This window comes from Fibrobacter intestinalis (assembly GCF_900167415.1).
Lineage (GTDB): Bacteria > Fibrobacterota > Fibrobacteria > Fibrobacterales > Fibrobacteraceae > Hallerella > Hallerella intestinalis.
On sequence record NZ_FUWU01000010.1, the window covers coordinates 1 to 25,537 of the forward strand.

General features: G+C 47.9%; 18 protein-coding genes and 1 pseudogene. 15 read left to right on the top strand and 4 right to left on the bottom strand.

Annotated features, from left to right (window positions below; all coding sequences use genetic code 11):
• Positions 1-701: 701 nt before the first annotated feature.
• Positions 702-1,085 carry a VOC family protein gene (locus B5D40_RS04010; protein ID WP_078775913.1) on the bottom strand — a complete coding sequence of 128 codons (384 nt, stop codon included), beginning with the start codon at positions 1,083-1,085 and terminating at the stop codon, positions 702-704.
• A 371-nt stretch (positions 1,086-1,456) separates the two neighbouring features.
• Between B5D40_RS04010 and rnc the strand changes: the two genes are divergently transcribed.
• The 9 genes from rnc (at position 1,457) to B5D40_RS04055 (ending at position 11,655) form a co-directional block, all read left to right on the top strand.
• Complete coding sequence (gene rnc, locus B5D40_RS04015) at positions 1,457-2,314, top strand: ribonuclease III (protein WP_095849644.1); 858 nt, start codon at positions 1,457-1,459, stop codon at positions 2,312-2,314.
• Positions 2,311-4,149 carry an extracellular solute-binding protein gene (locus B5D40_RS04020; protein ID WP_078775868.1) on the top strand — a complete coding sequence of 613 codons (1,839 nt, stop codon included), beginning with the start codon at positions 2,311-2,313 and terminating at the stop codon, positions 4,147-4,149. Before rnc ends, B5D40_RS04020 begins: the two co-directional genes overlap by 4 nt.
• A complete protein-coding gene (locus B5D40_RS04025) occupies positions 4,139-5,032 on the top strand; it encodes an NAD(P)/FAD-dependent oxidoreductase (RefSeq protein ID WP_078775869.1) in 894 nt (297 codons plus the stop codon). Before B5D40_RS04020 ends, B5D40_RS04025 begins: the two co-directional genes overlap by 11 nt.
• Positions 5,033-5,035: 3 nt before the next feature.
• Complete coding sequence (gene coaBC / locus B5D40_RS04030; RefSeq protein WP_078775870.1) at positions 5,036-6,244, top strand: bifunctional phosphopantothenoylcysteine decarboxylase/phosphopantothenate--cysteine ligase CoaBC; 1,209 nt, start codon at positions 5,036-5,038, stop codon at positions 6,242-6,244.
• Positions 6,237-7,046: a uracil-DNA glycosylase family protein gene (locus tag B5D40_RS04035; protein WP_078775871.1), complete on the top strand. Its 810-nt coding sequence runs from the start codon at positions 6,237-6,239 to the stop codon at positions 7,044-7,046. The genes coaBC and B5D40_RS04035 overlap by 8 nt, the downstream gene beginning before the upstream one ends.
• Positions 7,047-7,237: 191 nt before the next feature.
• Entirely contained in the window at positions 7,238-8,644 is a 1,407-nt protein-coding gene (gene dnaB / locus B5D40_RS04040) for a replicative DNA helicase (RefSeq protein ID WP_078775872.1), read from the top strand.
• Positions 8,645-8,653: 9 nt separating this feature from the next.
• Positions 8,654-9,436 (top strand): MlaE family ABC transporter permease, encoded by a 783-nt coding sequence (locus B5D40_RS04045; RefSeq protein ID WP_073305802.1) that lies wholly within the window; start codon positions 8,654-8,656, stop codon positions 9,434-9,436.
• A gap of 9 nt (positions 9,437-9,445) precedes the next feature.
• Positions 9,446-10,249 (top strand): ABC transporter ATP-binding protein, encoded by an 804-nt coding sequence (locus tag B5D40_RS04050; protein WP_073305803.1) that lies wholly within the window; start codon positions 9,446-9,448, stop codon positions 10,247-10,249.
• Positions 10,250-10,404: 155 nt separating this feature from the next.
• Entirely contained in the window at positions 10,405-11,655 is a 1,251-nt protein-coding gene (locus B5D40_RS04055; RefSeq protein WP_078775873.1) for a hypothetical protein, read from the top strand.
• Between the two features lie 123 nt (positions 11,656-11,778).
• Here the strand turns inward: B5D40_RS04055 and B5D40_RS04060 are convergent, their stop codons facing one another.
• The 3 genes from B5D40_RS04060 to B5D40_RS04070 all read right to left on the bottom strand — a co-directional run bounded on the left by B5D40_RS04060 (position 11,779) and on the right by B5D40_RS04070 (position 16,033).
• Entirely contained in the window at positions 11,779-11,979 is a 201-nt protein-coding gene (locus B5D40_RS04060) for a hypothetical protein (protein WP_078775874.1), read from the bottom strand.
• A gap of 100 nt (positions 11,980-12,079) precedes the next feature.
• A complete protein-coding gene (locus B5D40_RS04065) occupies positions 12,080-13,069 on the bottom strand; it encodes an Rpn family recombination-promoting nuclease/putative transposase (protein ID WP_078775875.1) in 990 nt (329 codons plus the stop codon).
• A 390-nt stretch (positions 13,070-13,459) separates the two neighbouring features.
• Complete coding sequence (locus tag B5D40_RS04070; RefSeq protein WP_078775876.1) at positions 13,460-16,033, bottom strand: efflux RND transporter permease subunit; 2,574 nt, start codon at positions 16,031-16,033, stop codon at positions 13,460-13,462.
• A gap of 318 nt (positions 16,034-16,351) precedes the next feature.
• Here B5D40_RS04070 and B5D40_RS04075 point away from each other — a divergent pair, with 318 nt between their 5' ends.
• The 6 genes and pseudogenes from B5D40_RS04075 to B5D40_RS04105 all read left to right on the top strand — a co-directional run bounded on the left by B5D40_RS04075 (position 16,352) and on the right by B5D40_RS04105 (position 25,502).
• Positions 16,352-17,983 (top strand): N-6 DNA methylase, encoded by a 1,632-nt coding sequence (locus tag B5D40_RS04075; protein WP_078775877.1) that lies wholly within the window; start codon positions 16,352-16,354, stop codon positions 17,981-17,983.
• Positions 17,980-19,027, top strand: a pseudogene (locus tag B5D40_RS16300) (virulence RhuM family protein). The gene B5D40_RS04075 and the pseudogene B5D40_RS16300 overlap by 4 nt, the downstream one beginning before the upstream one ends.
• The gene (locus B5D40_RS04090) at positions 19,011-20,162 is read left to right on the top strand and encodes a restriction endonuclease subunit S (protein ID WP_078775879.1); all 1,152 of its coding nucleotides are present in this window, start codon (positions 19,011-19,013) and stop codon (positions 20,160-20,162) included. The pseudogene B5D40_RS16300 and the gene B5D40_RS04090 overlap by 17 nt, the downstream one beginning before the upstream one ends.
• Before the next feature lie 22 nt (positions 20,163-20,184).
• Positions 20,185-21,096, top strand: coding sequence for a putative phage abortive infection protein (locus B5D40_RS04095; protein ID WP_078775880.1), 912 nt, complete (start codon positions 20,185-20,187; stop codon positions 21,094-21,096).
• Positions 21,097-21,126: 30 nt separating this feature from the next.
• Positions 21,127-22,167 (top strand): virulence RhuM family protein, encoded by a 1,041-nt coding sequence (locus tag B5D40_RS04100; RefSeq protein ID WP_078775881.1) that lies wholly within the window; start codon positions 21,127-21,129, stop codon positions 22,165-22,167.
• Between the two features lie 11 nt (positions 22,168-22,178).
• Positions 22,179-25,502 carry a type I restriction endonuclease subunit R gene (locus B5D40_RS04105; protein ID WP_078775882.1) on the top strand — a complete coding sequence of 1,108 codons (3,324 nt, stop codon included), beginning with the start codon at positions 22,179-22,181 and terminating at the stop codon, positions 25,500-25,502.
• Positions 25,503-25,537 lie beyond the last annotated feature (35 nt).

Genomic DNA, 25,537 nt, shown 5'->3' on the forward strand with positions numbered 1-25,537 from the left:
TTGCAGGCATTATCTTCGAGGAGACTAGTAGTATTCGTCATTGCGTACCCACCAAGGAGAAAATCAGTCATATTTGAAAGCGACCGTCATTGCGAAACCCGGAGGGGTGAAGCAATCCTTTCCCGCTGACAAGATTGCCACGTCGCTACGCTCCTCGCAATGACGAGGTGCCAGCACAGATTGCTTCGGCTTTGCATCCCTGAAACTTGGAATCTTTGATTCCATAGTTGAAGTATCCCTGAAAGGGACAATTCATCTAAGGGAACAAGTTCCCAAGGCTCATGGGCCGCTTTGTTCCTCGCTGGGACGGATTGTGTACGGGACTGCCTGCTCGCTTGCGTTCCTTGAGCGGGCGGTTGTTTTTACGTCATTGCGAAACCCGGAGGGGTGAAGCAATCCTTTCCCGCAGCCAGGATTGCCACGTCGCTACGCTCCTCGCAATGACGAGGAGCCCATATGAATTGCTATGGCTTTGCATCCCTGAAACTTGGAATCTCCGATTCCATAGTTGAAGTATCCCTGGAAGGGACAATTCGCCTAAAGGAAGCGGAGCTTCCAAGGCTCATGGGCGTAAGCGAGCACCTCGCAGTCTGCGAGAAGAAATTTTCCTTGTGAAAAAGAAATCCACGCTTTGGAAAAAAATTATTTGAGGAAATTTGGAGGAAGATTGTGAACAATTCCCTTATTTTTCCATCCGTTTCTCATTCCGTAATTTCTATTTGATTTCCTTCAAAACCGACAATACAACTTTCATAATATCCATCGCCGGTAATTCTTGGCCCGCTGACAACTTGATAGCCATCGTTTTTTAATTTATCCGTAAGTTCGTTTACCGATTTTTGACTCCCTAGACGAAAAGCGACATGCGTATATCCCGTTTTGGCCAAAGGCTTTTCTTCGTCAATCATATTGGGTCTGTTCATTATTTCAAGCCTTGCGCCATCGTCAAAAGATAAAAAGTACGATCGAAAATTTGTTTGTTCGTTATGATATAGCGCATTCGAAGATGCGTTGAAATATTTTATGAAAAAGTCCTTTGCTTTTTCTAAATCATTTACATACATAGCGATATGTTCTATTTGCATACAAACCTCAATTTTCATTTTGAAAAATGGCAGCTTGTCATTTTCAATTCTCCTTTCAAAATATAATTTTCTCCGGCATCTTCATTTATAAAAATGGATCTCGCCATAAAAATTTATATTCGACGTATTTCTTAATTTGTACAAACGCATTTTAGACTGCGACTCAAAACAGCTTTGGTAATGCTTCGACAAGCTCAGCAACCATGGTTCAGCAACCGGTCCCTGAGTTTATCAAAGGGCGGCAAGCTCACCAACCACTAACCACTGACAACAGATAACTGACAACGAACCACTCTAATGCAACCGATTTTTTGAAAATGAATTTTTAAAGGCGAACTTCAAATGAAATTCAAATTTCTATGTTTTCCACCATGGAAAAGAAAGAAAAAAATGTAATCCGCCGTCTTTTTTTGTGGTTCCGCAAAAAATCAGGAAATGATTTAGAAAACAGTTTGGGATATGAATTTAAAAATCCAGAGTATCTGGCGCACGCCTTGGTGCATCGTTCTTGGCTTTCCGGAAAAGAAATTCCCTATTGGGAAAATAATGAACGCCTTGAATTTTTAGGCGATTCCGTATTGAATATGCTGGTCACGGAATATCTGTATAAGACTTATCCGCATTTGCCGGAAGGCGACCTTTCCAAAATGAAAAGCGTTATTGTTTCTGGTCAGGCTCTCACCAAAATCGCTCGAAGCTGGAACTTGGGTGCTTATCTTCGCGTGGGCAAAGGCGAAGCAAAAACCGGTGGACGACAAAGAGACAGCTTATTAGAAGACGCTTTTGAAGCGATTCTTGGCGCAATGTATCTGGACAGCGATATTAAACAATGCCGAAAATTTTTGGAAAAGCACATTTTCCCGAATGTGCAAGAAGTCATTTCAGAAGCGGATTTTATAAACTACAAGAGCGCACTGCTCGAATATATGCAAGCGCGTTCATTGCCTTCGCCCGATTACGAAGTGATTTCGGAAACCGGACCGGAACACTGCAAAATTTTTGAAATAGCGGTGATGTTCGATGGAAAAGAATACGGCAAAGGAAAAGGCGCGTCTAAAAAGAAAGCGGAACAGGAAGCCGCAAAAATTGCCCTCGCTGAATTTCAGAAAGAAGAAAAAGAAAAAACGAATGCGGCGTTTTTGAATGTGAAACCGCCCAAAGTGACAAAACGTTCTATTGCCCGCGCAGAAAAAGACGCGCAAGACATTGTAAAAGGGAAAAAGAAATGAAAAAAATTGCATCAAGCTTTGCTCGTTTTCAAGTAGCGTCGTCGTTCTTTAAACTCATACTGTCGTCGCTCGTCATCGGGATTTCCCTCGTCGGCTGTAAAACAGAAAAGCAAAGCCATAAAACGGCAAATCCAGAAGTGTGCCCGGAAACAAGCACCTACCCGGCAGATGCCGATGGAGAATTCGATCCGATGGCCGACTTGTCCGCGGTTCCCTGCGGAACGATTCGCCTCTGGGGTTCGGCGATGCCCAAATCTTTTAACATGTGGGAAGATTACAACAGCTTTAGTGCCGGCCTCATGAGCCTCATGTTCGAGCCGCTGGTCTCTTTGCATTCAACAGAAGACCGTCCTATCGGCATTTTAGCGGATCGCTGGGAAATTTCTGCAGACAGCATGACATTTACGTTCCATATCGACCCTCGGGCACGCTGGAGCGATGGCGTGCAAATCACGGCGGAAGACGTTCAATTTTATTACGATGTCATTATGAATCCCCAGAACTTGACACCGATTTTCAAAGTTGGCCTTTCTCGTTTTGAACGCCCCAAAATCATTGATTCACTCACCCTTTCTATTACGGCAAAAGATGTGCATTGGGCAAATTTCTGGGAAGCGGCAGGACTTGTCGCCTTTCCCAAACACGTATGGAAAGACGCCGACTTTAATCAAATCCGCTATCGTTTTTCCGTCGTTGAAGGCCCATATCAAATTTCCGATTTTCGAGAAGAACGCTATGTGGAACTTTCTCGTAATGCAAACTGGTGGGGCTTTCACAAAAACTGGAATCGAGGAAAATACAATTTTGAAAAAATCCGCTATCGTTTTATGGAAGACCGAACCAAAGCTTTGGAAGCTTTCAAAAAAGGCGACTTGGATGTTTACGCCGTGTACACCTCTTCCATTTGGATGAAGCAGACCGATTTTGACGCCGTACAAAAAGGCTGGGCAGTAAAACAACAAATCTTTAACCGCGAACCCATCGGTTTCCAAGGTATGGCGATGAATTTGCGCCGGGATAAATTCAAAGACGTACGAGTTCGCAAAGCACTTTCCTATTTAATGAACCGCCAGCTGATGAATGAGAAATACATGTATAACCAATACTTTCTACTGAATAGTTACTATCCGGATCAATGGCCTTCGCACGATAATCCCCATGCAGAAAACTATCCGTTCGACATGGACAAGGCACGCGCCCTCTTGACCGAAGCAGGTTATATTCCGGGCAACAAAGGAATGTTAGAAAAAGACGGAATTCCATTCACCATCTCTTTTATCACCGCCAGCGAAGATATGCGGCACTTGACTTTTTATCAGGAGACTCTACAAAAAGCAGGCATTCAGATTTCTATAGAACAAATTTCACAAAGTACGCTTCGAAAACGTTTGGACGAAGCCGATTTTGACATGTATTGGATCGCATGGGGAAGTTCCCGTTTGAACGATCCCGAAGCCTCTTGGTCTAGCGCAACGGCAAATGACCCGGGAACGAATAATTTGACAGGAGTTCAAGACCCGATAATCGACAGCCTTATCCATTTACAGAAAACGGAATTCGATTTAAAAAAACGCAACGAAATTTTACGCGCACTTGATACGCGCTTGACCGAAATCGTTCCCTATGTGCTCATGTGGCAATGCGATTTTCATCGGGTTCTCTATTGGAACCGCTTTGGCATGCCTAAAAATGTCTATGCAAAATTCGGACGCGAAGACGAAAGCATTCCGGTTTACTGGTGGCTATCCACAGAAAAAAGACAAAAACTGGACGCAGCCATGGCAGAAGGAAAGGAGTTGCCTTTAGAAGCTTCGGAGGTTCATTATGCGGAATGAATTTGACGTGATCATTGTGGGCAAAGGACCTGCGGGAATTTCAGCTGCCCTGTATGTATTGAGATCCGGCCTGTCTGTTTTACTTTTGGCGAAAGACGCTGGGGCACTTTCCCGTGCGCACCAAATTGCCAATTACTATGGACTAGAAAGCACCATTTCGGGGCAAGAACTCGCACACCGAGGAGAAGAGCAAGCGAAAAAACTCGGCGCGGAAGTAGTGACGGGCGAAGTCGTCGATTTAATGTTCGCAGAAAAATTTCATGCGACCATTAAGAAATCCGACGGGACCGAACAAACTTTTTTTTCAAAAGCGGTCATCATCGCTGCAGGAACAGTCCGTTCCAAAGTTCCTATTCCTGGACTGGATTCTTTTGAAGGTAAAGGCGTTAGCTACTGCGCCGTTTGCGATGGATTTTTTTACCGCAAAAAAAATGTGGCCGTCCTGGGCAATGGCGCATACGCGCTCGCCGAAGCAAAAGAATTGTTACCGCTAGCCTCCAAAGTCACCCTGTGCACTCTTGGTAAAGATCCCGCTGTAGAAATTCCCGAAACCTACGCCGTAGAAAAAGAAAACATCGCTGAAATCGCGGGCAATGATAAAGTCCAAAAAATTCGATTTGCAAGCGGCAAAGAAATCCCTGTAGATGGCATTTTTGTTGCCATCGGAACAGCAAGTGCGGCAGATCTGGCCCGCAAAACAGGAGCCTCTGTTCAACAAAACAAATTGATTATAGATGAAAAACAGATGACGACGGTTCCGGGCCTTTTCGCTGCCGGCGATTGCCTTGGCGGTGTTTTGCAGGTCGCCGTTGCAGTAGGCGAAGGCGCAAAAGCAGGACTCGGTGCTGTAGAATTTGTCCGAAAATCCAAAGCAAAGGAATAAACCATGTTTTTAAAAGGAAAGAAAATTTTGCTGGGCGTTACGGGAAGCATCGCCGCATATAAAGCTTGCGAACTCTTGCGTCTGCTGCAAAAAGAAGGCGCAGAAGTGCGAGTCGCGATGACGGACGCAGCGACAAAATTCGTATCGCCTTTGACCTTCGCCTCCCTTTCCAAATGTCCGGTTTATACTTCGGACGGCAATCCAGAAGGGCGGCCTTTTCAACATATCGATTTTCCCCGTTGGGCGGATATTTTTTTAGCCGCCCCCGCATCGGCGGATTCCATCGGTAAAATGGCAAATGGCATCGCCGACGATCCCGTTTCTTTGTGCTATATGTCTAGCGGCCATGAAAAATGGATTGCTCCGGCGATGAATTCCACCATGTATCTTTCTTGCGCTGTCCAAAAAAATTTGCAAACTCTCCGTTCCTTTGCCGACACGACCGTTCTGGAATCTCCGTCGGGAAAACTCGCTTGCGGCGAAAATGGTCCGGGACGCTTCATGGAACCCGCCGAAATCGTTGCAGCTCTGAAACAATTCCGTTCCAAAGAAAATGATTTCGCAAAATCCGTTCTAATTACAGCGGGCCGCACCGAAGAAGCCATCGATCCCGTCCGCTACATTTCCAATCGTTCCAGTGGGAAAACCGCCGTCGCACTAGCCGAAGCCTTTTGGAATGCGGGATTTCAAGTCATTTTAGTCCACGGACCGATGGATGTAAAAATCCCCAACGGCATTTTGGAAGTCGCCGTCCAAAGCGCACAAGAAATGTACGAATCGGTACTTTCTCGACAGGCAGAAGTAAACGCCATCGTCCACTGCGCAGCCGTAGCGGATTACCGACCCAAAAATATCTCCACTTCAAAAATCAAAGACAGCCGTTCCCAATTCGTCTTGGAACTGGAGCCCAACCCCAATATCTTGCGGGATTCGGTCAAAAATAAAACGGAAAAACAAGTCATTGTTGGATTCGGATTAGAGACCGACGATGTGCAAAAGCATGGCAAAGAAAAATTGGAAAAAAGCGGTGCCGATTTTTTGGTACTCAACACTCCTGTCATGCCCAATGCGGGATTCGGTTTCGATCAAGTTCCTTTTACCATTTTGGAACAAGGAAAATCTGTGCCAGAATTGACAATGCGTTCAAAGCGGGAACTCGCCGCAGAAATTGTAAACAAAGTTCGTCAAAAGCTGGAGGATTTAGGTGCCTGATTTTTCGGAACTTGCAAAGTATTTGTCAGAACAAATAGACTTAGGCGACAGCATTGTTCTTTTAGATGAACCTTGGTCGCCCCCAAAACAACCGCGCCCGATGATTTCTTCAACGGCAACACCAATAAACCCTCCCGTAAAAACGGCGGCATACACACCAAAACCGCCATCCGAGCCGCCTAAAAAAATTGCGCCATTACAGCCTAAAGCCACTCAAATTGTCATTCCCGAATCGGCAAAATCGACAATTCCCTCGGCATACGAATCCGCACAGACTCTTGACGAATTTTACCATCTCGTTTCAACGGAAAAAATCTACGCTAAAACACCTTTCGCCAAAGGTGAAGGAAATCTCGCATCTCCCAGAATTTTGCTGGTCATCTATTCTCCCCAAGAAAAATATCTTGCAGACGGCTATCTCCATTCGGATGTAGGGCAAATGGTCTCCCGAATGTTTGGCAGTTTGAACATTCCTCCCGAAGAAATCGCCATCACATATTTTTGCAAAAAACAAACCGCAAGAATAGTACTTCCGCAGGTCGCCCAGGTTTTGAAAAAAATGCTGGAAAAAGAAGTATCGCTGATTCACCCGAAAACAGTCGTATTTTTTGGCGACAAACTTTTAAAACAGGCGCTTTCCCAAAATTCGGCAAAGATGTTCGACTTTGGTGGCACGCCCTTGGAATTCGCCCAAACACAGGCGACGGCGCTTATTGAACCCGAAGAAATGTTCACAGACAAACAATTAAAATTACTGACATGGAAAATTCACGTTCCCAAATGCGGATTCTTTGCGGGGTGATATACTCTCCATAAAAATCCAAAATAAAAAGCATTATCGAAACAATTTACCAACTCATCCTTTTCCGTTTTGCCCAGCAGCAATAGCGCCTTTCCGCATTCCTTGTAGAATTGTCCATCGACGTTTCCATACGCTCCGAATTTTGTCTATATTAAAAGTCGGATAATCAATACGGATTTTTATCATCGCTTATGGTTCAAGATCAAGAAAATTACGCCTATAGCGGAAGAGCCGCTCCACAGGCATCCGATGCCGAAGTGTTTTTGCTCGGCGGGGTTATGCAGGACGTGAATGTCCTATCGGAAGTCATTTCCCTTCTTTCGCCGGACGATTTTTATCAAGAACGGCACCGCATTATTTGGGAAACATTACAAAAACTTTCGCAGAACAATACCCCAATCGATGTCGTCACTCTTCGCGCAGCCTTGGAACAAGAAAACAAACTGGAATCCGTGGGCGGAGTGGATTACCTGCTCAAACTGATTGAATCCGTAGCCAGTGGTGCGAACGCAGCCTATCACGCCGAAATCATCCGAAAGAAAGCGCTTTTACGCCGAGTGATCAACGTATCCACAAAAGCGATTCGGGATGCCGAAGACCCGACCGCGGAACCAGACAAAGTCATCGCCGACGCCGAAGGTTCTTTCATGACGCTTGCCGAAAAGCAAGTCAAAAATTCTCTGCGTTCCGCCAGCGATGTAGTAAACGAAGTCCTTCGAGGAATCGACAACAGAAAACAAGGACTCTCCGGATGCCCAACGGGATTTTTGGAACTGGACAATCTGACAAGCGGCTTGCAGCCTTCCAATTTGATTATTCTAGCGGCGCGCCCCGGCATGGGAAAATCGGCATTCGCCCTAAACCTGGCTTCAAACGCCAGCATCAATTACGGTAAAAAAGTCGCCTTTTTCAGTTTGGAAATGAGTGCCGAAGAACTGATGAAGCGCATCCTCTGCTCTTTGGCCGAAGTTCGACTTTCCTCCGTCCAAAACGGAAATTTGAGCAGAGATGAATTGGCGAAGCTCCCCGGAGTAGCCAGCCGCATCATCCAGTCCAATTCCCTGTATGTCGATGACAATTTGGATTTGGGAATTATGGAACTGCTTTCCAAATGCCGGAGTCTAAAACGCCAAGTCGGACTGGATTTGGTCATCGTAGATTACTTGCAGCTGATGAAAACGCAAAAAGCAGAAAACCGCGCCGTTGAAGTCGGAGCGCTTTCCCGCGGATTGAAAATTCTGGCAAAAGATTTGAAAATTCCCGTTATCGCTCTGGCCCAGCTCTCCCGTAAATCCGAAGACCGCGCCGATATGAAAAACGGAAAGACCCGACCACAACTTTCGGACTTGCGTGAATCCGGATCCATCGAACAGGATGCCGACATGGTCTGGTTTATTGAACGCCCTTTTTACCGCACCCAAAGCGAAGAGGACAAAAACAAGGCGCAGCTTCTGGTGGCCAAACACCGCAACGGCTCCACTCGGGATATAAATCTCACCTGGCGTGGAGAGTTCACCAAATTCGACAATTACATCGCCGAAGAAGATCCGGACGCCGGGCTGGCGAACTCATTCGGCTCTTTGGGCGATAGTCTCTGAGGCCAGACAATGAAATTTCTCTTGGCGCCATTTCAATTTTTGGGAAAAATCGTTGTAAACGGAATTTCCAGCGTCGGAGAGCTGTGTTGCATTCTGTATTGGACGCTTCGCCAAGTTCCCTACGTTTTCCGAACCTGGGGATTGGTTTTAAAGCAGATGGTTTCCATTGGCGTATCTTCGATGCCGCTGCTTTTTGTCACGTCCATTTTTACGGGAATGGTAGCCACCGTTCAAGCGTCATTTCAATTTCGAGGGCTTGTTGCCGACAAATGGGTGGGAACCGCCGCCTGTAAAATGGTGCTGATAGAACTCGGGCCGCTCCTTACAGCCTTGGTTTTAGCCGGACGGGTAGGCAGCGCCCTTGCCGCAGAAATCGCCTCTATGCGAGAAAAAGAAGAACTGGACGCCCACGAAGTTTTAGGGCTTGATCCTTACCGCTTTCTGGCAATGCCCCGCTTTGTCGCTTTCTTTACGATGGTGCCGTGCCTAACCATCATATCCAATTGTCTGGCGTTAATCGGCGGCTGGATAGTCGCTGTTCTGGCTCTGGATATTTCATCCTATACATTTTACACGGGTATGCAATACCTGTTCAATCCGATGGATCTTTTCGGCGGAGCCATTAAATCTTTTGTTTTTGGCGTTGTCATTTTTCTGCTCGGCTGGTTCCACGGCATCAATGCAGCACCGGGAGCGCGCGGCGTGGGACTGGCGACAAAAGACGCGGTTGTCTCCTGCTGCCTGATGATTTTAATTTTGGATCTGGCAACAGATGCGATGCTTTTTCAATAGGAACGGACTATGCCCAATGTGAACATCGATTCCAACGACATCATGATCCAGCTTCGCGGACTCAAAAAAAGCTTTGGAACCCAGACGGTTTTAGCGGATGTCAATCTGGATATTCGCCGAGGCGAAACCATGGTGATTATCGGACAATCCGGCGGCGGCAAGTCGGTGATACTCAAACACATGATAGGCCTTTTGCAACCGGACGAAGGCGAAGTCGTAGTCGATGGGGTCACTATCAGCACGCCAAAATTTTTCGACACGCGTACGATTCGCAAAAAAATGGGAATGCTCTTTCAAAGCGGTGCCCTCTTCGATAGCATGGACACGGGCGAAAACATCGCATTTGCGCTGCGGGAACATCACCCGGAACTCTCGGAAAAGCGGGTGCAAGAAATCGTTACGGAAAAATTAAAACTGATCAATCTCGTTCCGGAATTTCGCACCAAAATGCCCAGCGAACTTTCGGGCGGTATGCGGAAACGCGTCGCCTTGGCGCGAGCCATTGCCTTAAACCCCGAAATTCTCCTTTATGACGAACCGACGACAGGCCTTGACCCCATTACGAGCGACGTCATCAACGATTTGATTTTGGATATGCAAAGCAAGCTCGGCGTGACCTCCGTCGTGGTAACGCATGACATGGTGAGTGCCTTCAAAGTGGCGGACAGAATCGCCATGCTGTATAAAGGGCGAATCATCGAAGTCGGCACGGTAGAAGAAATCAAGAACACGTCGAACCCCTTTGTGCAGCAGTTCATCACCGGCAAGCGGAAAATCAACCCGGAAGAAACCAGGCCCGTTTCTGGCCAATAGTTGCTAAATTAGCCCATTTCAACGCCAAAAGAGGAAATTCCGTATCAAATATCACGCAAATTCCCCTTTGGTATGCCATAAATATGTTACGATGCGGCCAAAAATGTTTAAATTCACTGTGAGTATTTGTCCTTTACAAGAAAGAGGTCTTTCTTATGCAAAAGAAGTTGGTTTTTGGCTTTGCGGCAGCCGCGCTGGCAGGTAGCCTTTTCATTGCTTGCGGCGATGGGGATGTATCCAGCACTTCTGCGGATGACGAGAGCAGCGCCTTTTTAAACGATCCGGATTATTATAAAACACTGATCGAATCCGCAACGACAGCCTGCAACGACGACCCCAAGTGCGCGGCGAATATCGGCAACATTGTCGTAGAACCCTCTTCAAGCTCGGCAAGCGAAATTACCGAACCGAGTTCGGCTTCCGTTTCTTCCGCATCCATGTCCTCGGCATCAGTCGTGCCTCCGCTGAGTTCCTCCTCTCCCATTGTGAACCTTTCTTCAGCCAGCGTCATCACGTCAAGTGCGAGCGTCATCGTATCCAGTTCTTCGGTTGAAATCAAAGACGATGGAACCGTCAATGGGACCTGCGACCCCGTTCCCGCTAAAATTGAAAAGGGAGCAAGCACAAAGTGGACATTTAAACGGGTTACGCCGCCTGGGATGGCGGGGATGACTGCCCAGCAAAATGCGCTGTTCGACTGGACAATGCCCAACTCCACGGAGGGGACGTTTAGCGAACTTGGCAAAAATGGAGGCAATGCCGCTACCGCAACTTATACGGCTTCGGGTTCTTTCGGGGCAACTCTCCAAGTGGACGGCAATACCATTCAGTGTTCAGAGCTTCAAGTCAACGGTGCTCCGATTACGGGCTGCGTCTGCACGCCGGATGTAGCCAACCCAGATGTCGCCAGCGGTCCCGCCACGGTAACCTGGACGGTTTCCGGCTGTCAAACAACCGGAGCCACCATTACAGGATACGCATGGACCGATGCAACGGGAACAGGCGAAACGGCAACCGCTTCGTTTACGGAAAAGGGTCAAGAAATTACGCCAGTTGTAACCGTTTCGAACGACGACAATACCCAAGAGCAATTCACTTGCGCCGCAGCCAAGGCGGTGAACAGCAGTGCTCCAGAGTATGAAATTTTGAAAGCCAATGACACGGTAATCTTGCCGGGTGCAGGAACTTATACAATTGCCATGGGTGCGACGAATCCTGGCGGTTGCCAGATTTACTGCAAGAGTGCTACTGGTGAATCTTGGAGTGCTTCTGTTAACGGAGGTGCGTCAACTTCCGGAACTTATCACGCGTCTCTAACGACGAAAACTTCGGACTGCGCCGGTTCTATGACTCTCGAATTGACGGGAGCAACATCCAATGTTGAATGTGGTGCTAACTGGTGGTGATAACTGCTAGTGCCAGCATCGTGAACTTCAAAAAAAAAGCCTCTCCCCGGAGAGGCTTTTTCATCCTTTAAAGTTTGCATTTTGAGTGTAGTAAAATTCAAAAGTACAGCAATCTCTAGTATTTTATAGGGAATGCATTCTTCCATAAAATTTTGCAATCCAAGCGAGGACATAATTCCAGCGGAAGGCTCTCTTGTCTATGGCCAAGACTGCAAACAGAAACCAGCAGAAAGCAAAGCCCTCTGTATGGACAACCTCTCCCCGTTTTTGAAATCCTCTATCTCTTCTTTCAGGAGCAGTTTCTTCAAATATAGAAAAGTCCATGAGGAAATTCTCCGCCTCTTCGCGGGGGAAATCGGCTCAATTAATGAGATATGTTACAAAAAAGCCCCGCATAAAGCGAGGCCTAAGTTGGAAATAGAAATTACAAATTTTGGATTTCTTCTTCGGAAAAACCGGAAACATTCGCGATAAGGTCTAGAGATGCTCCATTGTTTTTAAGAGCTTTCGCCATTTCCCTGCGGGCATTCAAGTCGCCCCTTTCCATGCCGATTCCGATGCCTTCGTCGCGCCCTTCCTCGTATCTTGCAGCGAGGGCCTTCTCTTCGGCGTCGGCGATGGTCTCGTAGCCGTAGGCTTCGGATGTCTTGATGAAGTCCATTTTGAATTCCTCTTTCTCTTCCTTCGGGAGCAGTTTCTTCAAATATAGAAAAGTCTGCGTGAGGAAATTCTCCGCTTCGTCCCGGGGCAGTTCCTTCAGCATTTTGACGGCGGCGCGCAAGTGCCTCTGCATCTTTTCGCCGTGGAACACGTATTTCATCGCCACGAGTGCCAGTGCAATTTTCGGGGAGATGTCCCGGATTTCGTTTGTGCTGAAACTATCGCCGATGTCCACCAGCTCCAGGACGAACGGCAGGCCGATGCGGTGGTAGTATTCCGGGTAGTCCGGGAACATGGTTTTGTTTTCCAAGTCCCAGCTTTCCCTGCCGTTGTAGAAGACGATGGCGACGGTGGGGATGCTCCTTTGGTTCTTGACCATGATGTGGTACCAATATTTGACGAGCTGAGCAGTGATGTTCGGGTCTTTCGAGGACTTGTGTTCCTCGAGGATGCCGACGAGGAGATCTGCGGAGCGCTTCGCATTCTCTCTATCTTTTACATCGTTGCTTTCGCCTCCGTCCCCGGCGATCTTGACGGTGAACGCCAGGTCCGCGTAGCCGAAGCTTTCCGTGTCGCTGAAGGATTCGGAGATTTCCGTGAGGGTCGAGAGGTCCACGGTCTTCAGGAATTCGGAAAGGCTCCTGTTGTTTCGGGCGACGAGGCGCAAAAGTTCCGCGGCCCGGTCGGGAGCCTTGAAGACGGAGCGGAAATAGGAGTCGTGCCCAGTGCGGGCGTTAGCGTTGTTTTCTTTCATGGATTTCCTCTTTAGAATGCGGAATTTCCCTATTGAAAGTCCAATTCCTTTAAACGTTTTTGCAGGCCTTTTTTCTACCGCAATTTGTGTAAAATGTTGCTTGCAGGGATAGGGGCGGCTTTTAAGTCAAACCTTGGTTTTGTGCGGCTGCTTGTCCCCCCAAGGCAACCGGCCTTTCAAACGATGAAGCGCACATCGTAGCAAGCCACAAGCAACGTAAAATCGTCATTCAAATGGGTAAAACGCATACCATCATAGCAAGGAGTACCGCGGCGGAAGCTGTCGTTTTCGCCCATTCGGGGCTCTCTTTTAAGAAAAGTTCCAGTTATTTTGCCTTTTTCTTTCGTTCAAACAAGTCTTAAACGGAGAAAAGCGTTTGCCCCAAAAGATTTAATCACGCTTCTTCAGCCAATTCCCGCAAAGACTCATGGAAAAGACAACGCTCGTCACTAAAAATACCGCAATGCCGATGCACGCCAAATGCCCGATTCCCTGCAGACCGCGATGCGTCGTAAAGAGAAAGCCGACAAAACCCGCGATCGTCGTTGTCGAACTCGCCATCACATTGCGCCCCGTCGTGTCCAAGAGGGTGCGCAACGTCAGATTTTTATCGGAAACCCACGCCGAAATAAAGTGAATCGTCGCATCGATTCCAATTCCCAAAGTCATCGGAATCACTATCACGTTATAAATACTGATTTTTCCAAATTCAAAAAAGTGCGTCAAAAAACCGAGCAAGCCCATCGTAATCAAAAATCCCATTCCAAAAGAAATGCCGCCGGTAAGGAACAGTTTCGGTTTGCGGAAAGAAATCGCGAGTGTCCCCATGATGACAATAATAATTGCTCCCGCCAATTTAAAGCTGTCCGCTTTGACCGATTCTATCACGTCGGAAAGGATGAACTGCGAAGAGAACGTGCGAAGATTTTCGCCGTCAAAATTCCAATGGCCGTAGCGTTCCTGAAATTTATGCAAAGCTTTGGCGTCCCAACTGGGGAAATCCCCATAGATAAATCCAATCTTTCCATAGGATCCGTCCTTTTCCCTCAGCAAATCCAAAGTCCACGACGGAATGTCTTCGGCGGTGAACGGATTTTCCACTTGAGAAAGTTTGCGGAGGCTGGCGATGTTTGCCGAATCCTCGCCCATTGCCCGATCAAAAACTCTGGCATTCGCCAAATCCCGAATTTCTTCGATGATTTCTAAGCGCAATTCCTGCGAATCCTGTGGAGGAACCAGGCTTTTCAGTGTTAAAAAGCTGCCGAGCATCGAGTCCTTTTCCACCAATAGGCGGACCATCAAAGTATCGTAGAGCAGATCGAGCTGTTCTGGTTTGGAACCCATAACCGCAGCCGGTGTCGAAGAAACCGCCTTGTTCGATTCCCGCGTGACCTTCGTCGAAATTTTATTTTTCTTCTGCGTTTTTTCCGTTGAAACACGACGAAGATTTTTCAAATTGTGTTCAAAATCCACATACTGGCAGAAATACAGAGCGAACGCACCTAAAGCAAATCCCACAATCGAAGCCGTTCTGAAGAATCGGGCGATTTTCTGTTCGCTCCAGGATTTGGGCAAAAGGCTGTTTTGCGGAGCTGCGGGAATGCCGCCGAGACATTTGACAAAAACGGGAAGCACCAGCACCGAAGTCAGCATACTGAACAGGACGCCCGTCGAAGCCACAATGCCAAATTCATAAAATCCCCGGAAGTTCGATGCAAGAAGGGTCAAAAAGGCCGCGATCGTCGTGATGCTCGCCAAAATAAACGGTTTGATCATCTTGCTTTGTGCGGCTTCCAAAACCTCTTCCAGCGTCGCATATTTGTGTTTTAATTTTTGTGCCGTTCCCAAAATATGAATGGAATAGTCAATGCCAATTCCCAAAATGATAGAAGCGACAAAAACCGTAAACGGATTGAACTTGCCGTAAAAAAGAGCGGTAAACGCCAACGTCGGGAGGCACGCATACAGCACCGAACCCGTCACGAGAATCGGGCCTTTCACGCTGCGGAAAAAGAACATCGTCAGCAAGAAAATAAGAACCAGACTGATTCCGAACGAGAAGATACTGTCGTTTGCCACATCATCCACTTCTTTCAAACCTTCATAAGTTCCTTCCACTGTAAAACGAGTGGGCACAGCATAAGTCCGGCTGTTGAAATTCTGCAACAGCGTATCGGTTTTGGCCAAAATGCGCGTGACAAATTCATAATCCGTCGAAGGTTTTAAAAGCTTCGCATTGACCACGCCATTATAAAGGATTTTTCCCGTGCTATCGGGCTGCGGACTGCCGATTAAACGAGTTCTCAAATGCGCAGGAATCGTCGATTTGGGATTCCATTCCGCCGAAGCGTTTTCCGTTTTCGAGGAATCTTTTTTGAAAAAAGAATCGAATGCACTCAACGCTTCTTCGGGAAGTCCCAGCTCTTGAGGAATGCTGGCGTCGAACCAAACCCTTTCTTTTTTCTCTGCCAGGTCTTCGCCCAAAAGGTCCACGACGAGAGGACCATTTTGTCTGCCGATTTCCTGCTGGACATCTTCCAGATTGTCGCGAAGGGATTCCAGATGTTTTAACGGAAGGTAGAGCAGCGCGTTATCTTTGAAAAATTGATTTTCGTTATCGATTTGCGTCGAAACGTAATCACCCTGCCAATTCCGATGAATGTAATCGGCGATAGAATCCTGCAATGCCGCGACCAATTCCACGTCTTCGCTCTGGATGGCAATCATAAACCGGTCCGTACTTCCAAAGCGCTCGTAAGATTCGTTCAAAGCGATAACGCTGGGAGTTTTTTCCGGAAGCAAGTGCGCCAAGTCGGCATCCAACTTCAACCCCGGATAAACAAGAATCGGAAAAGCAAAGGCCAGCGCCAAAAGAATATAAAAAAGCAGAGCCTTGTATTGATGTTTGCAAATAAGTGGAATGTACCAAGCAGAAAATCTTTCTATCAACGATTTTTTTTCCATACGCTAAATATATAAATATTCCTTTTTCAGCCCATCCTAAAACCCGATTTGACCGATAAGCGGTAAAAAAACGGCAGCGACTATCGGCTTATTTCGCAGGCATCATCTTGTCGTTGCGAAGCAGCGAGCGCAGAACCTGACTTGCGCCTATCGCCCGCTTTCTCCAAAGTCTAGAAAGGGAATCAACATTCTGATTATCCATGTACAAACAAAATCAATTAGTCAAATCTACAAATTTAAGAGTATTATTTTTTACATCTTAAAAAACTATTTTTAAAAACAAAATATTTAACAATCACTAAAAATTGTTTAAGACTCATGGCAAAGGCAAAAAAATCGGAAATCGAAACGCTCAACTTGGATTCGCTTCTTTTTAAGTGCCGAGACATTCTTCGGCAGGCGCGGAATTCCGGCTCGTTCTTTGAAAAGCGCGACATGATGCTCACGCTCGTCTTCCTGCGCTTTATCGGCGAAAAATACGAGGACGGAATCGAAAAACTCCGCGCGGACATTGCGGCGCAGGGTTTGAATCCCGACGACCTGGAAATTCAAAGGGCGTTCTTTGAGGACGCAACGTTTACGGACGGAACCTACAATCTTGAGAGCGATGCGTGCTGGTCAACAATCATCAACACGCCCGCGCCCAAACTGAACGTCGCGCTCGACACCGCGCTCCACAGCATCGCGTCGCATTCCGCCGCGCTCAAAGGCTGCTTTGTGGAAGGCACGTTCACCCAGCGCAATCTCGGCGCGAACGACATCAAAAAAATCGTGGACGAAGTGAACAAAATTAGCCACAAGACGTTCGGGCAGGAAAAGGATTTGATTGGGCGCGTGTATGAATATTTTCTGAAGGAATTCGCCGTGAACGCCACAAAGGAAGAGGGCGAATTCTACACGCCGCATGATGTCGTCCAGCTGATTGCCGCAATGATTGAGCCGTTCGACGGAACGCTCTACGACCCGTGCTGCGGCTCCGGCGGAATGTTCATCCAGAGCGCCGCGCTCGTCAAAGCCCGGCAAGGCGACATCAGCGCAGTCAACGTGTTCGGGCAGGAAAAGGAGGCGGCGACGTGGCGGCTTGCCAAGATGAATCTCGCGCTCCGGGGAATCAGCCATCACTTGGGTGAAACAAGCGACTCCACTTTTTTGAACGACCAGCACCGCGGAATCTACTTTGACTACATTATGGCAAATCCGCCGTTCAACCTGAAAGGCTGGTGGAACGAAAACTTGCGGAGCGACCCGCGCTGGGCGGATTATCCTGTGCCGCCGGAAAGCAACGCAAACTACGCGTGGATTCTGCACATCCTTTCGCACCTCAAAAAGCAGTCGGGCGTGGCGGGATTCCTTTTGGCGAACGGCGCGCTCGGCGACGGCGACGCGTTTGAAATCAGAAAGAAACTCATTCAGAATGACAAAATTGAAGCAATCATCGTTTTGCCGCGCGAACTTTTTATCACCACCGACATCAGCGTTACGCTCTGGATTTTGAACGCGAACAAAACAGGCGGCGCATACCACAAACGCACGCTTCGGAACCGCACCGGCGAGATTCTCTTTATGGACTTGCGCACTTGGCAGGAAAATCCAGTCAAAAACGAAAACAAAAAGAAAGTGCTTTTGTCGCCGGAGCAGATTCAAAAGGCGGCGGACATTTACCACACGTGGCAGAACGAAGGCACGGACGGCGCGCACTACGAAGTGCCGGAACTTTACCGCAGCGTAAAACTTTCTGAAATCGAAGAGAAAAACTTTTCGCTCGTCCCGTCAAAATACATCGAGTTCATCGACCACGACTTGGAGATTGATTTTCCGGCGGAAATGAAACGCATTCAATCTGAAATGACCGCACTCCTTGCGCGTGAGGAAAAAAGCCGCGCGCTTCTAAAAGACGCGTTCGCAGGAATCGGCTACGGGATTGACGGCACAGACGGAGGCGAATCATGACAGAAAACAACACGAACCTCATCATGTATACAACGCAGGACGGCGTTACAAAAATTCAGGCGACGTTTGACAACGACACTGTTTGGCTGAGCCTTGACCAGATGGCGCAGTTGTTTCAGCGCGACAAATCTACGATTTCACGGCACATCAAAAACGTGTTCGATGAGGGCGAACTTGAGAAAAATCGAGTTGTTGCAAATTTTGCAACAACTGCCGCCGACGGAAAAAACTATCAGGTTGATTATTACAATCTCGACGTTATCATTTCCGTAGGCTACCGCGTGAAATCTTTGCGCGGAACACAGTTCAGAATCTGGGCGATGAATATTCTGAAAGAATATATGCAGAAAGGATTCGCCCTTGACGACGAACGCTTAAAGGAACTTGGCGGCGGAAATTATTTCGATGAGCTTCTGGCACGAATCCGCGACATTCGCTCAAGCGAAAAAGTATTCTGGCGCAAAGTCCTTGAGATTTATTCGACAAGCATCGATTACGACCCGTGCGCCGAAAGTTCCGTCAGATTTTTCAAGGAAGTGCAGAACAAAATGCACTGGGCGGCGCATAAGCACACCGCTGCGGAAATCATCTACGACCGGGCGGACGCGCAGAAACAGAACATGGGGCTTACAAGCTGGAGCGGCAGGCAGATAAAAAAGTCAGACGTGGAAATCGCAAAAAATTACCGTTTCCGAAACGGAACTTGACGCGCTGAACAAGATTGTCGCCGCTTACCTCGACATTGCGGAAGTCCGCGCCCTAAACCATGAGCCGATGTATATGAAAGACTGGCTCGAAACAATCGACGATTATCTGAAAATGACGCGCCGCGAAATCCTCACGGCTGCCGGACGTATTTCCCACGAGAAAGCAATCGAAAAGGCGCATTCCGAATACGAAAAATACAAGGCAATCCAGCCGGAAACATTGTCCGCCGTGGAAACGCATTTTTTGAGCAACATAAGCGAACTGGAACACCGAGAGGAAAATGCGGTGAAGCGGAGAAACGGAGAAACGGAGACAAATCATGACAGAAGAAAATAAAACATACCGCTTGGGAGAATTGATAGAACTCTGCGACGAACGCAACACCGCCGGAAAATACACGCTTGCCGACGTGAAGGGAATTTCCACAGAAAAAACTTTTATTGACACGAAAGCGAATATGGACGGCGTTCCTCTTAATTCATATAAAATTATAAAGCCAGATGAATTTGCGTATGTTGCTGACACTTCCCGGCGTGGCGATAAAATTGCCCTCGCTTATAATGACGAAGAAAAAAACGTGCTTGTTTCCTCAATATATACTGTGTTCCGCGTGAGCCGCCCGAATGAAATCGATTCCGACTATCTTTTCATGTTCTTCAACCGCCCGGAGTTTGACCGCTATGCCCGCTTCAATTCGTGGGGAAGCGCGCGCGAAACATTTTCATGGGAAGATTTTTGCGACACGCCGATTACCCTTCCGCCGCTTGCCGCGCAGAAAAACGCCGTCGCTGTATACCGCGCGCTCAAAGAAAACCTCGCCGCTTACGAGCACGGCTTGCAGGACTTGAAACTCGTCTGCGACGGATTCATCGACCGGATAAAAAACGGCAGCCCGGAAATCAAAGACGTTGCTCACTTTTGCCTCGGCGACCTTGTGGAAGAAGTGGACGAACAGAACACCGCCGGGAAATACACACTTTCCGACGTGAAAGGAATTTCCACAGAAAAAAAATTCATCGAAACAAAAGCCGATATGAACGGAGTTTCATTGCAGTCTTATAAAATCGTAAAGTCCGATGAATTTGCGTATGTTGCCGACACTTCCCGGCGCGGTGATAAAATCGCCCTTGCTTACAATGACGGCGGCAATTCGCTGTTGATTTCATCGATTTACACGACATTCCGCGTAAGCCGCCCTGATGTGATTCTTTCGGAATATCTTTCGCTGTTTTTCAACCGCGCGGAATTCGACCGCTACGCGCGCTACTGCTCGTGGGGCTCGGCGCGTGAAACATTCGACTGGAATGAGATGTGCGATGTGCAAATCCCCGTGCCGCCGCTTGACGTTCAGCAAAACATCGTGAACATCTACAAATGCTACATCGAACGCCAGCGCATTGCCGCCGCGCTCAAAGCACAAATCAAAGCCGCCTGCCCGGTTCTCGTCAAAGGCAGCTTGGAGTGGGAATAATTTTTTATAGGAGATAAGAAAGATGAGTATAGAAAAAATTCTGAAAAAAGTGATTTTAATTGTTAGTTGTTTATTTCTAATCCTTAGTGTAGTGCTTTTCTTTGTATTCCTATTTAATAGGAATTATTTCAATTCAAGTTTTCAACTTGATGTTGATTTGGCGGAGAAATTTGGAGCATTTTTCTCTGGATTGGTTGGCACTTCTGCTACGATAGCAGGTTCTTTGTTGGTTGTATTGGTATTTTTGTATCAAAATCAACAATTTAGAGTTTCCAAAATTGAAAATACATTTTATAAAATGGTCGATTATCATAGAGAAAATTTGAGAAACATGGAATTTTCAACAAAAAATGAAACCTTTTCTGGGCAAAAAGCCTTTGTCAACTTCAAATTATATTTGTTCAAATGTCAAAATCTTGTTAAGCAGGCAAACCAAAAACTAACTAATCAAGAAAGTGATAATCAAGGGCTGCCCAAAGAAGAAATATTGGACTTGAGTTTTATGATATTTTTCTTTGGAATTGATTTAAAATGGAAATCGTTTTCTGACGAACTTTTGGCAAAATATAAAAAATATCCGCATCTATTAGATGAACTGTATAGACTTGCCCAGAAAGATTTTAATTTACCAAATCAAACTGCATTAAGCACCTATTTTAGAAATTTATATAATGCTATATCCTTGATTGACGGTAATAATGATTTATCGCAAAAAGAAAAATACAATTATATAAAATCATTGCGGGCGCAATTATCAAACAATGAACTTTGCCTTTTGTATTTCGACATTATGTCGCGTTATGGAACAAAGTGGAGGAAAAAACACCTTGTTGAAAAATATAAATTCTTAAAAAATCTTCCTCCTAAATTTTGTAATGGATTTGAGCCAAAAGATGATTTTAAGTTGGAATATGAAAGTGAGGAATACAACTAAAGAAAAATTCGTTTAATAAGGAGGTACGCCATGCACGACAAACCACAGGCAGCGCCGCTCAAGCAATTCAATTTTCTTCTCTACAAATCCGCGCAGGAAGAAGTGAGCGTGAATGCGCTTCTCAAGGACGACACCATCTGGCTTACGCAAAAGGCAATGGCGCAGCTGTTCGGCGTAGACAGAACGTCTATTGGAAAACATTTGAAAAACATTTTTGAAAGCGGCGAACTGGATGAAAAAGTGGTATGTGAAAAAATTGCACTACCCACTCAACACGGCGCAATAGAGGGGAAAATTCAAATTAACGATGTTACTTTGTACAACCTCGACGCAATCATTTCCGTGGGCTACCGCGTGAACAGCCGCCGTGCGACGGCATTCCGAATCTGGGCGACGGGCGTTCTGCGCGAATACATCACCAAAGGTTTTGTGCTGGACGATGAGCGGCTCAAGCAGGGACAGAGTGCGTTCGGCAAGGATTATTTCCGCGAGCTTTTGGAGCGCATCCGTTCCATCCGCGCAAGCGAGCGGCGAATCTGGCAGCAGATTACCGATATTTTTGCCGAATGCTCAATCGACTACGACAAGAACGCGCGGACGACCCACGACTTTTATGCGATGGTCCAGAACAAATTCCACTATGCCATCACCGGAAGCACCGCCACAGAAATCATCTACAACTCCGCTGACAGGAACAAGGAGCACATGGGGCTTGCCACGTGGAAGAACGCGCCGGACGGACGGATTTTGAAATCCGATGTTACGGTCGCCAAAAACTACCTCGATGAAAAGCAAATCCGCCGACTGGAACGCGCGGTGACAGGATTTTTTGACTACATCGAAGACTTGATTGAGAATGAGACCGCGTTCACGATGGAGGAATTCGCCGAAAGCGTGAATGCGTTCCTGGAATTCCGCAGGTTCAAGATTCTTGACGGCAAGGGAAAAATCTCGAAGGAAGCCGCCGACAAGAAGGCGGAGGAAGAATATGCCGAATTCAACAAGCACCAGAAAATCACGAGCGACTTTGACAAGGCGGTAAAGAAAATGCTTGAAGAAAAAAAACGATAAGGACGGAATCTATGCAGAAACCGAACAACCACCACGGTCGCTTTTGCGAGTCCGATTTTGAGGCCGCATTCATTTCTTTTTTGGAACGCGCGGGCTGGACGTATTGCGCCGGGAACGACATTGCGCGTGAAAGTCCGCGGGACGTGCTTGCGCTCGGCGACTTGGCTGATTTTCTCTTGCGGACGAGCCCGGATCTTTCGGCGGAGGAAATTGGCGCGCTGTGCGACACGGTGCGGCTTGCCGGCGCGGAAAGCGACTTTGCGGTGCTGCACAAAGTGTATGGCTGGATGGTGAACGGCATCCAGTTCACGCCGAAAAACGGACGTGCAAAAATGATTTCGCTCATCGACTTTGAAACGCCTGAAAACAACACGTTCTGCGTGACAAATCAGTTTTCCGTGGACTATGTGAACAACGGCCAGACAAAAACGCGCCGTCCCGACATTCTGCTTTTTGTGAACGGGCTTCCGCTGTGCATTTTGGAACTGAAAAATCCCGCCGATGCGAACGCGACAATCCACGACGCGTGGGAGCAGATTTATTTCCGTTACTGGCGCGACATTCCGCACCTGCTGCATTTTTGCCCGCTCGCCTGCATTTCCGACGGAGCAAAGACGCGGCTTGGAACGGTGCGCACGCCCTACGAGCATTTTTACGCATGGCGGCGCGTAAACGACGGCGACAAGATTTCCACCTCGCCTTTTGACGAAGTGCAGACGATGGTGGACGGCGTGTATGCGCCCGCGCGATTCCTTGAGATTTTCCGCGACTACATTTATTTTCAGGACTCCGAATACGACCGCGACGAGTTTGAAATCGTGTGCCGCTACCCGCAGTTTTTTGCCGCGCGTCTTTTGAAAAAGAGCATCATCAAATCGGTGCATGAAAAGTCCGGCAAGGGCGGAACGTATTTCGGTGCGACCGGCTGCGGAAAAACATACACGATGGCATTTTTGGCGCGGCAGCTTTCGCTCCGTTGCGCAGAGCAAATCGGTTCGCCCACGGTCATCATGATTGTGGACCGCGACGACTTGCAGAAGCAGGGCGCACAGCTTTTTACCAAAAGCATGGAATTTTTAGGTCTTGGAGAAGTGCGCGTGGTGCCGACGCGGAACATTCTGCGTGAGGAACTGGGCGCACGGCAAAGCGGCGGTTTTTATATCTGCACGATTCAAAAATTCTGCGACCGCACCGACGACCCCATCGGGCTTATCAACGACCGCGCGAACATCATCTGTTTTTCCGACGAGGCGCACCGCACCCAGCTTGAAAACGCAAAGCGCATCAAGTTTTCAGGCGACAACAGCGAGAACATGAAGGCGCTTCTTTCAAAGCCCTATGCCGCAGTTTTGCGCGACGCGCTTCCGCACGCGACATTCGTCGGCTTTACCGGCACGCCGATTGCGGAAACCTACCAGACGTTCGGCGAGGAAATCGACCGCTACACGATGGACCAGGCGGTTGCGGACGGGCTGACCGTTCCCATCAAATATCATCCGCGCATTGCAAAAGTCCTGCTCGACACGGAAAAAGTCCGCCTCATTGAGCAGTATTACGGAAAGTGCGCCGAGGACGGTTCCACAAAAGAGGACATTGAGGCAAGCAAAAAAGCGATGAGTTCCATGGAAGTGATTTTGGGCGAACGCTCGCGCCTTGAGCGGCTCGCCGTTGACATCCACGACCACTTCACCGCCGCGTGTGAAAACGACCCGGAGCGCGTCCAAAAAGCGATGGTTGTTTCTTCCAAGCGCGAGACGGCGTTCGACCTTCTGTGCATTTTCCGTGAGAAATATCCTGAATGGTTCGAGGAGAAAAAGATTCCCGACGGCGTTCAGGCAACGGACGAGGAGCTGAAAAAACTTCCGCGCGTGCCTGCAATCGCGATGGTGGCAAGCGTGGGCAAAAACGACCGGGCGGAAATGTATGAATATCTGGGCGGTGTAAAGAACGATTCGCGCTCCGACAAACTGGCGGCGGCGTTCAAAATGGAAAAATCGAACTTCCGAATCGTCATTGTCGTGGATATGTGGATTACCGGATTCGATGTGCCGTGCCTCACGTTCCTTTACAACGACAAGCCACTTCAAAAGCACACGCTCATCCAGACAATCAGCCGCGTGAACCGCAAGTTTCTCGGAAAGGACTACGGCTTTATCATCGATTACATCGGAATCCGCGACAATATGCGCGAGGCGATGAAAATTTACGGCGGCGGAAATTCGATTGCGCCCACCGAAGACGACGTGGCACAGGCGACGGAAGTGTTTCGCGAGGAGCTTTCGATTCTCATCGACTTGTTTGAAGGATTCGACCTTGCGCCGTTCTTGAATCCTGACGCAGACCCGGCGGAACGCTATTCGCTTTTGTGCAGTGCGGCAGAATTCGTATTCAATTCGATTTCCGTGCTGAACGCAAAGCGGAACGGCGGAAAGGACATCGCGAAAGTTTCGTTCAAAACGTATTTTTTGGAAACGGTGAAGCGGATGCGGCTTGCCTACGATGTCTGCCAGCCGTCCGGCGGCTTGGGCGAAGAAGAAAATGCGCTTGCCCAGTGCTTTATGGCAATCGCGGGATTTGTGCGCAAGCGCAGCGGAACCGATGCGCCCGACACCGACGTGATGAACCGCGCTGTTTCAAAAATGGTGGAGGAGGCGCTCAAATACAGCAAGGTGGAAAGCGTCCTTGAAAACGGCGAAGCGGAAGACTTGTTCAGCCCGGAATTCATCGAGCGGCTTTCCGACATAAAAATGCCCGCCACAAAACTGGAGCTGCTCGTAAAACTTCTGCGCCGCCAGATTGCCGAATACAAAAAGACGAATCTTGCCGCCGCAAAAAAATACCAGGAAATGCTTGAGCAAACAATCACCCTGTATCACGAGCGGCGCAAGCATTTGAGCGAGGAAGAAGCCGGCACAACGCAGGAAGAGGCTTCCGAAGAAATCATTCGGAACGCGACAAAACAGGCGCTACGGATTCTAAGCGAATTGCAGGAAGACCGCGAGAGTTTCCGCAAGATGGGACTGACGTTCGAGGAAAAGGCGTTCTATGATATTCTGATTGATTTGCGCAACGAGCACGACTTTGAATACGGCACAGACGAGATTTGCGACGGCATTCTCGTGAACAAAAAGTGCCTCGCGCTCGCCAAAAAAGTGAAGGAAATCATCGATGCAAAATCCTCGTTCGCCGACTGGCTCAACAACCAGAACGTCCGCGACCAGCTCAAATTCGACATCAAAATCTGCCTCGTAAAAAACGGCTACCCGCCAAAATACAGCCCGGAAGTCTTCCGCCAAATGATGGAGCAGGTGGAGAATTTCAAGGAGAACGAGTGATTGGTTGCCCATCCTAAAACCCGATTTGACCGATA

Excerpts from the sequence above, each read along its gene's own strand:
- B5D40_RS04025 (WP_078775869.1), top strand. The coding sequence starts at position 4,139 with ATGCGGAATGAATTTGACGTGATCATTGTGGGCAAAGGACCTGCGGGA.
- B5D40_RS04045 (WP_073305802.1), top strand. The coding sequence starts at position 8,654 with ATGAAATTTCTCTTGGCGCCATTTCAATTTTTGGGAAAAATCGTTGTA.
- coaBC (WP_078775870.1), top strand. The coding sequence starts at position 5,036 with ATGTTTTTAAAAGGAAAGAAAATTTTGCTGGGCGTTACGGGAAGCATC.
- B5D40_RS04100 (WP_078775881.1), top strand. The coding sequence starts at position 21,127 with ATGCACGACAAACCACAGGCAGCGCCGCTCAAGCAATTCAATTTTCTT.
- B5D40_RS04055 (WP_078775873.1), top strand. The coding sequence starts at position 10,405 with ATGCAAAAGAAGTTGGTTTTTGGCTTTGCGGCAGCCGCGCTGGCAGGT.
- B5D40_RS04095 (WP_078775880.1), top strand. The coding sequence starts at position 20,185 with ATGAGTATAGAAAAAATTCTGAAAAAAGTGATTTTAATTGTTAGTTGT.
- B5D40_RS04070 (WP_078775876.1), bottom strand. The coding sequence starts at position 16,033 with ATGGAAAAAAAATCGTTGATAGAAAGATTTTCTGCTTGGTACATTCCA.
- B5D40_RS04090 (WP_078775879.1), top strand. The coding sequence starts at position 19,011 with ATGACAGAAGAAAATAAAACATACCGCTTGGGAGAATTGATAGAACTC.
- B5D40_RS04075 (WP_078775877.1), top strand. The coding sequence starts at position 16,352 with ATGGCAAAGGCAAAAAAATCGGAAATCGAAACGCTCAACTTGGATTCG.
- B5D40_RS04065 (WP_078775875.1), bottom strand. The coding sequence starts at position 13,069 with ATGAAAGAAAACAACGCTAACGCCCGCACTGGGCACGACTCCTATTTC.
- B5D40_RS04010 (WP_078775913.1), bottom strand. The coding sequence starts at position 1,085 with ATGCAAATAGAACATATCGCTATGTATGTAAATGATTTAGAAAAAGCA.
- B5D40_RS04060 (WP_078775874.1), bottom strand. The coding sequence starts at position 11,979 with ATGGACTTTTCTATATTTGAAGAAACTGCTCCTGAAAGAAGAGATAGA.
- rnc (WP_095849644.1), top strand. The coding sequence starts at position 1,457 with ATGGAAAAGAAAGAAAAAAATGTAATCCGCCGTCTTTTTTTGTGGTTC.
- dnaB (WP_078775872.1), top strand. The coding sequence starts at position 7,238 with ATGGTTCAAGATCAAGAAAATTACGCCTATAGCGGAAGAGCCGCTCCA.
- B5D40_RS04050 (WP_073305803.1), top strand. The coding sequence starts at position 9,446 with ATGCCCAATGTGAACATCGATTCCAACGACATCATGATCCAGCTTCGC.
- B5D40_RS04020 (WP_078775868.1), top strand. The coding sequence starts at position 2,311 with ATGAAAAAAATTGCATCAAGCTTTGCTCGTTTTCAAGTAGCGTCGTCG.
- B5D40_RS04105 (WP_078775882.1), top strand. The coding sequence starts at position 22,179 with ATGCAGAAACCGAACAACCACCACGGTCGCTTTTGCGAGTCCGATTTT.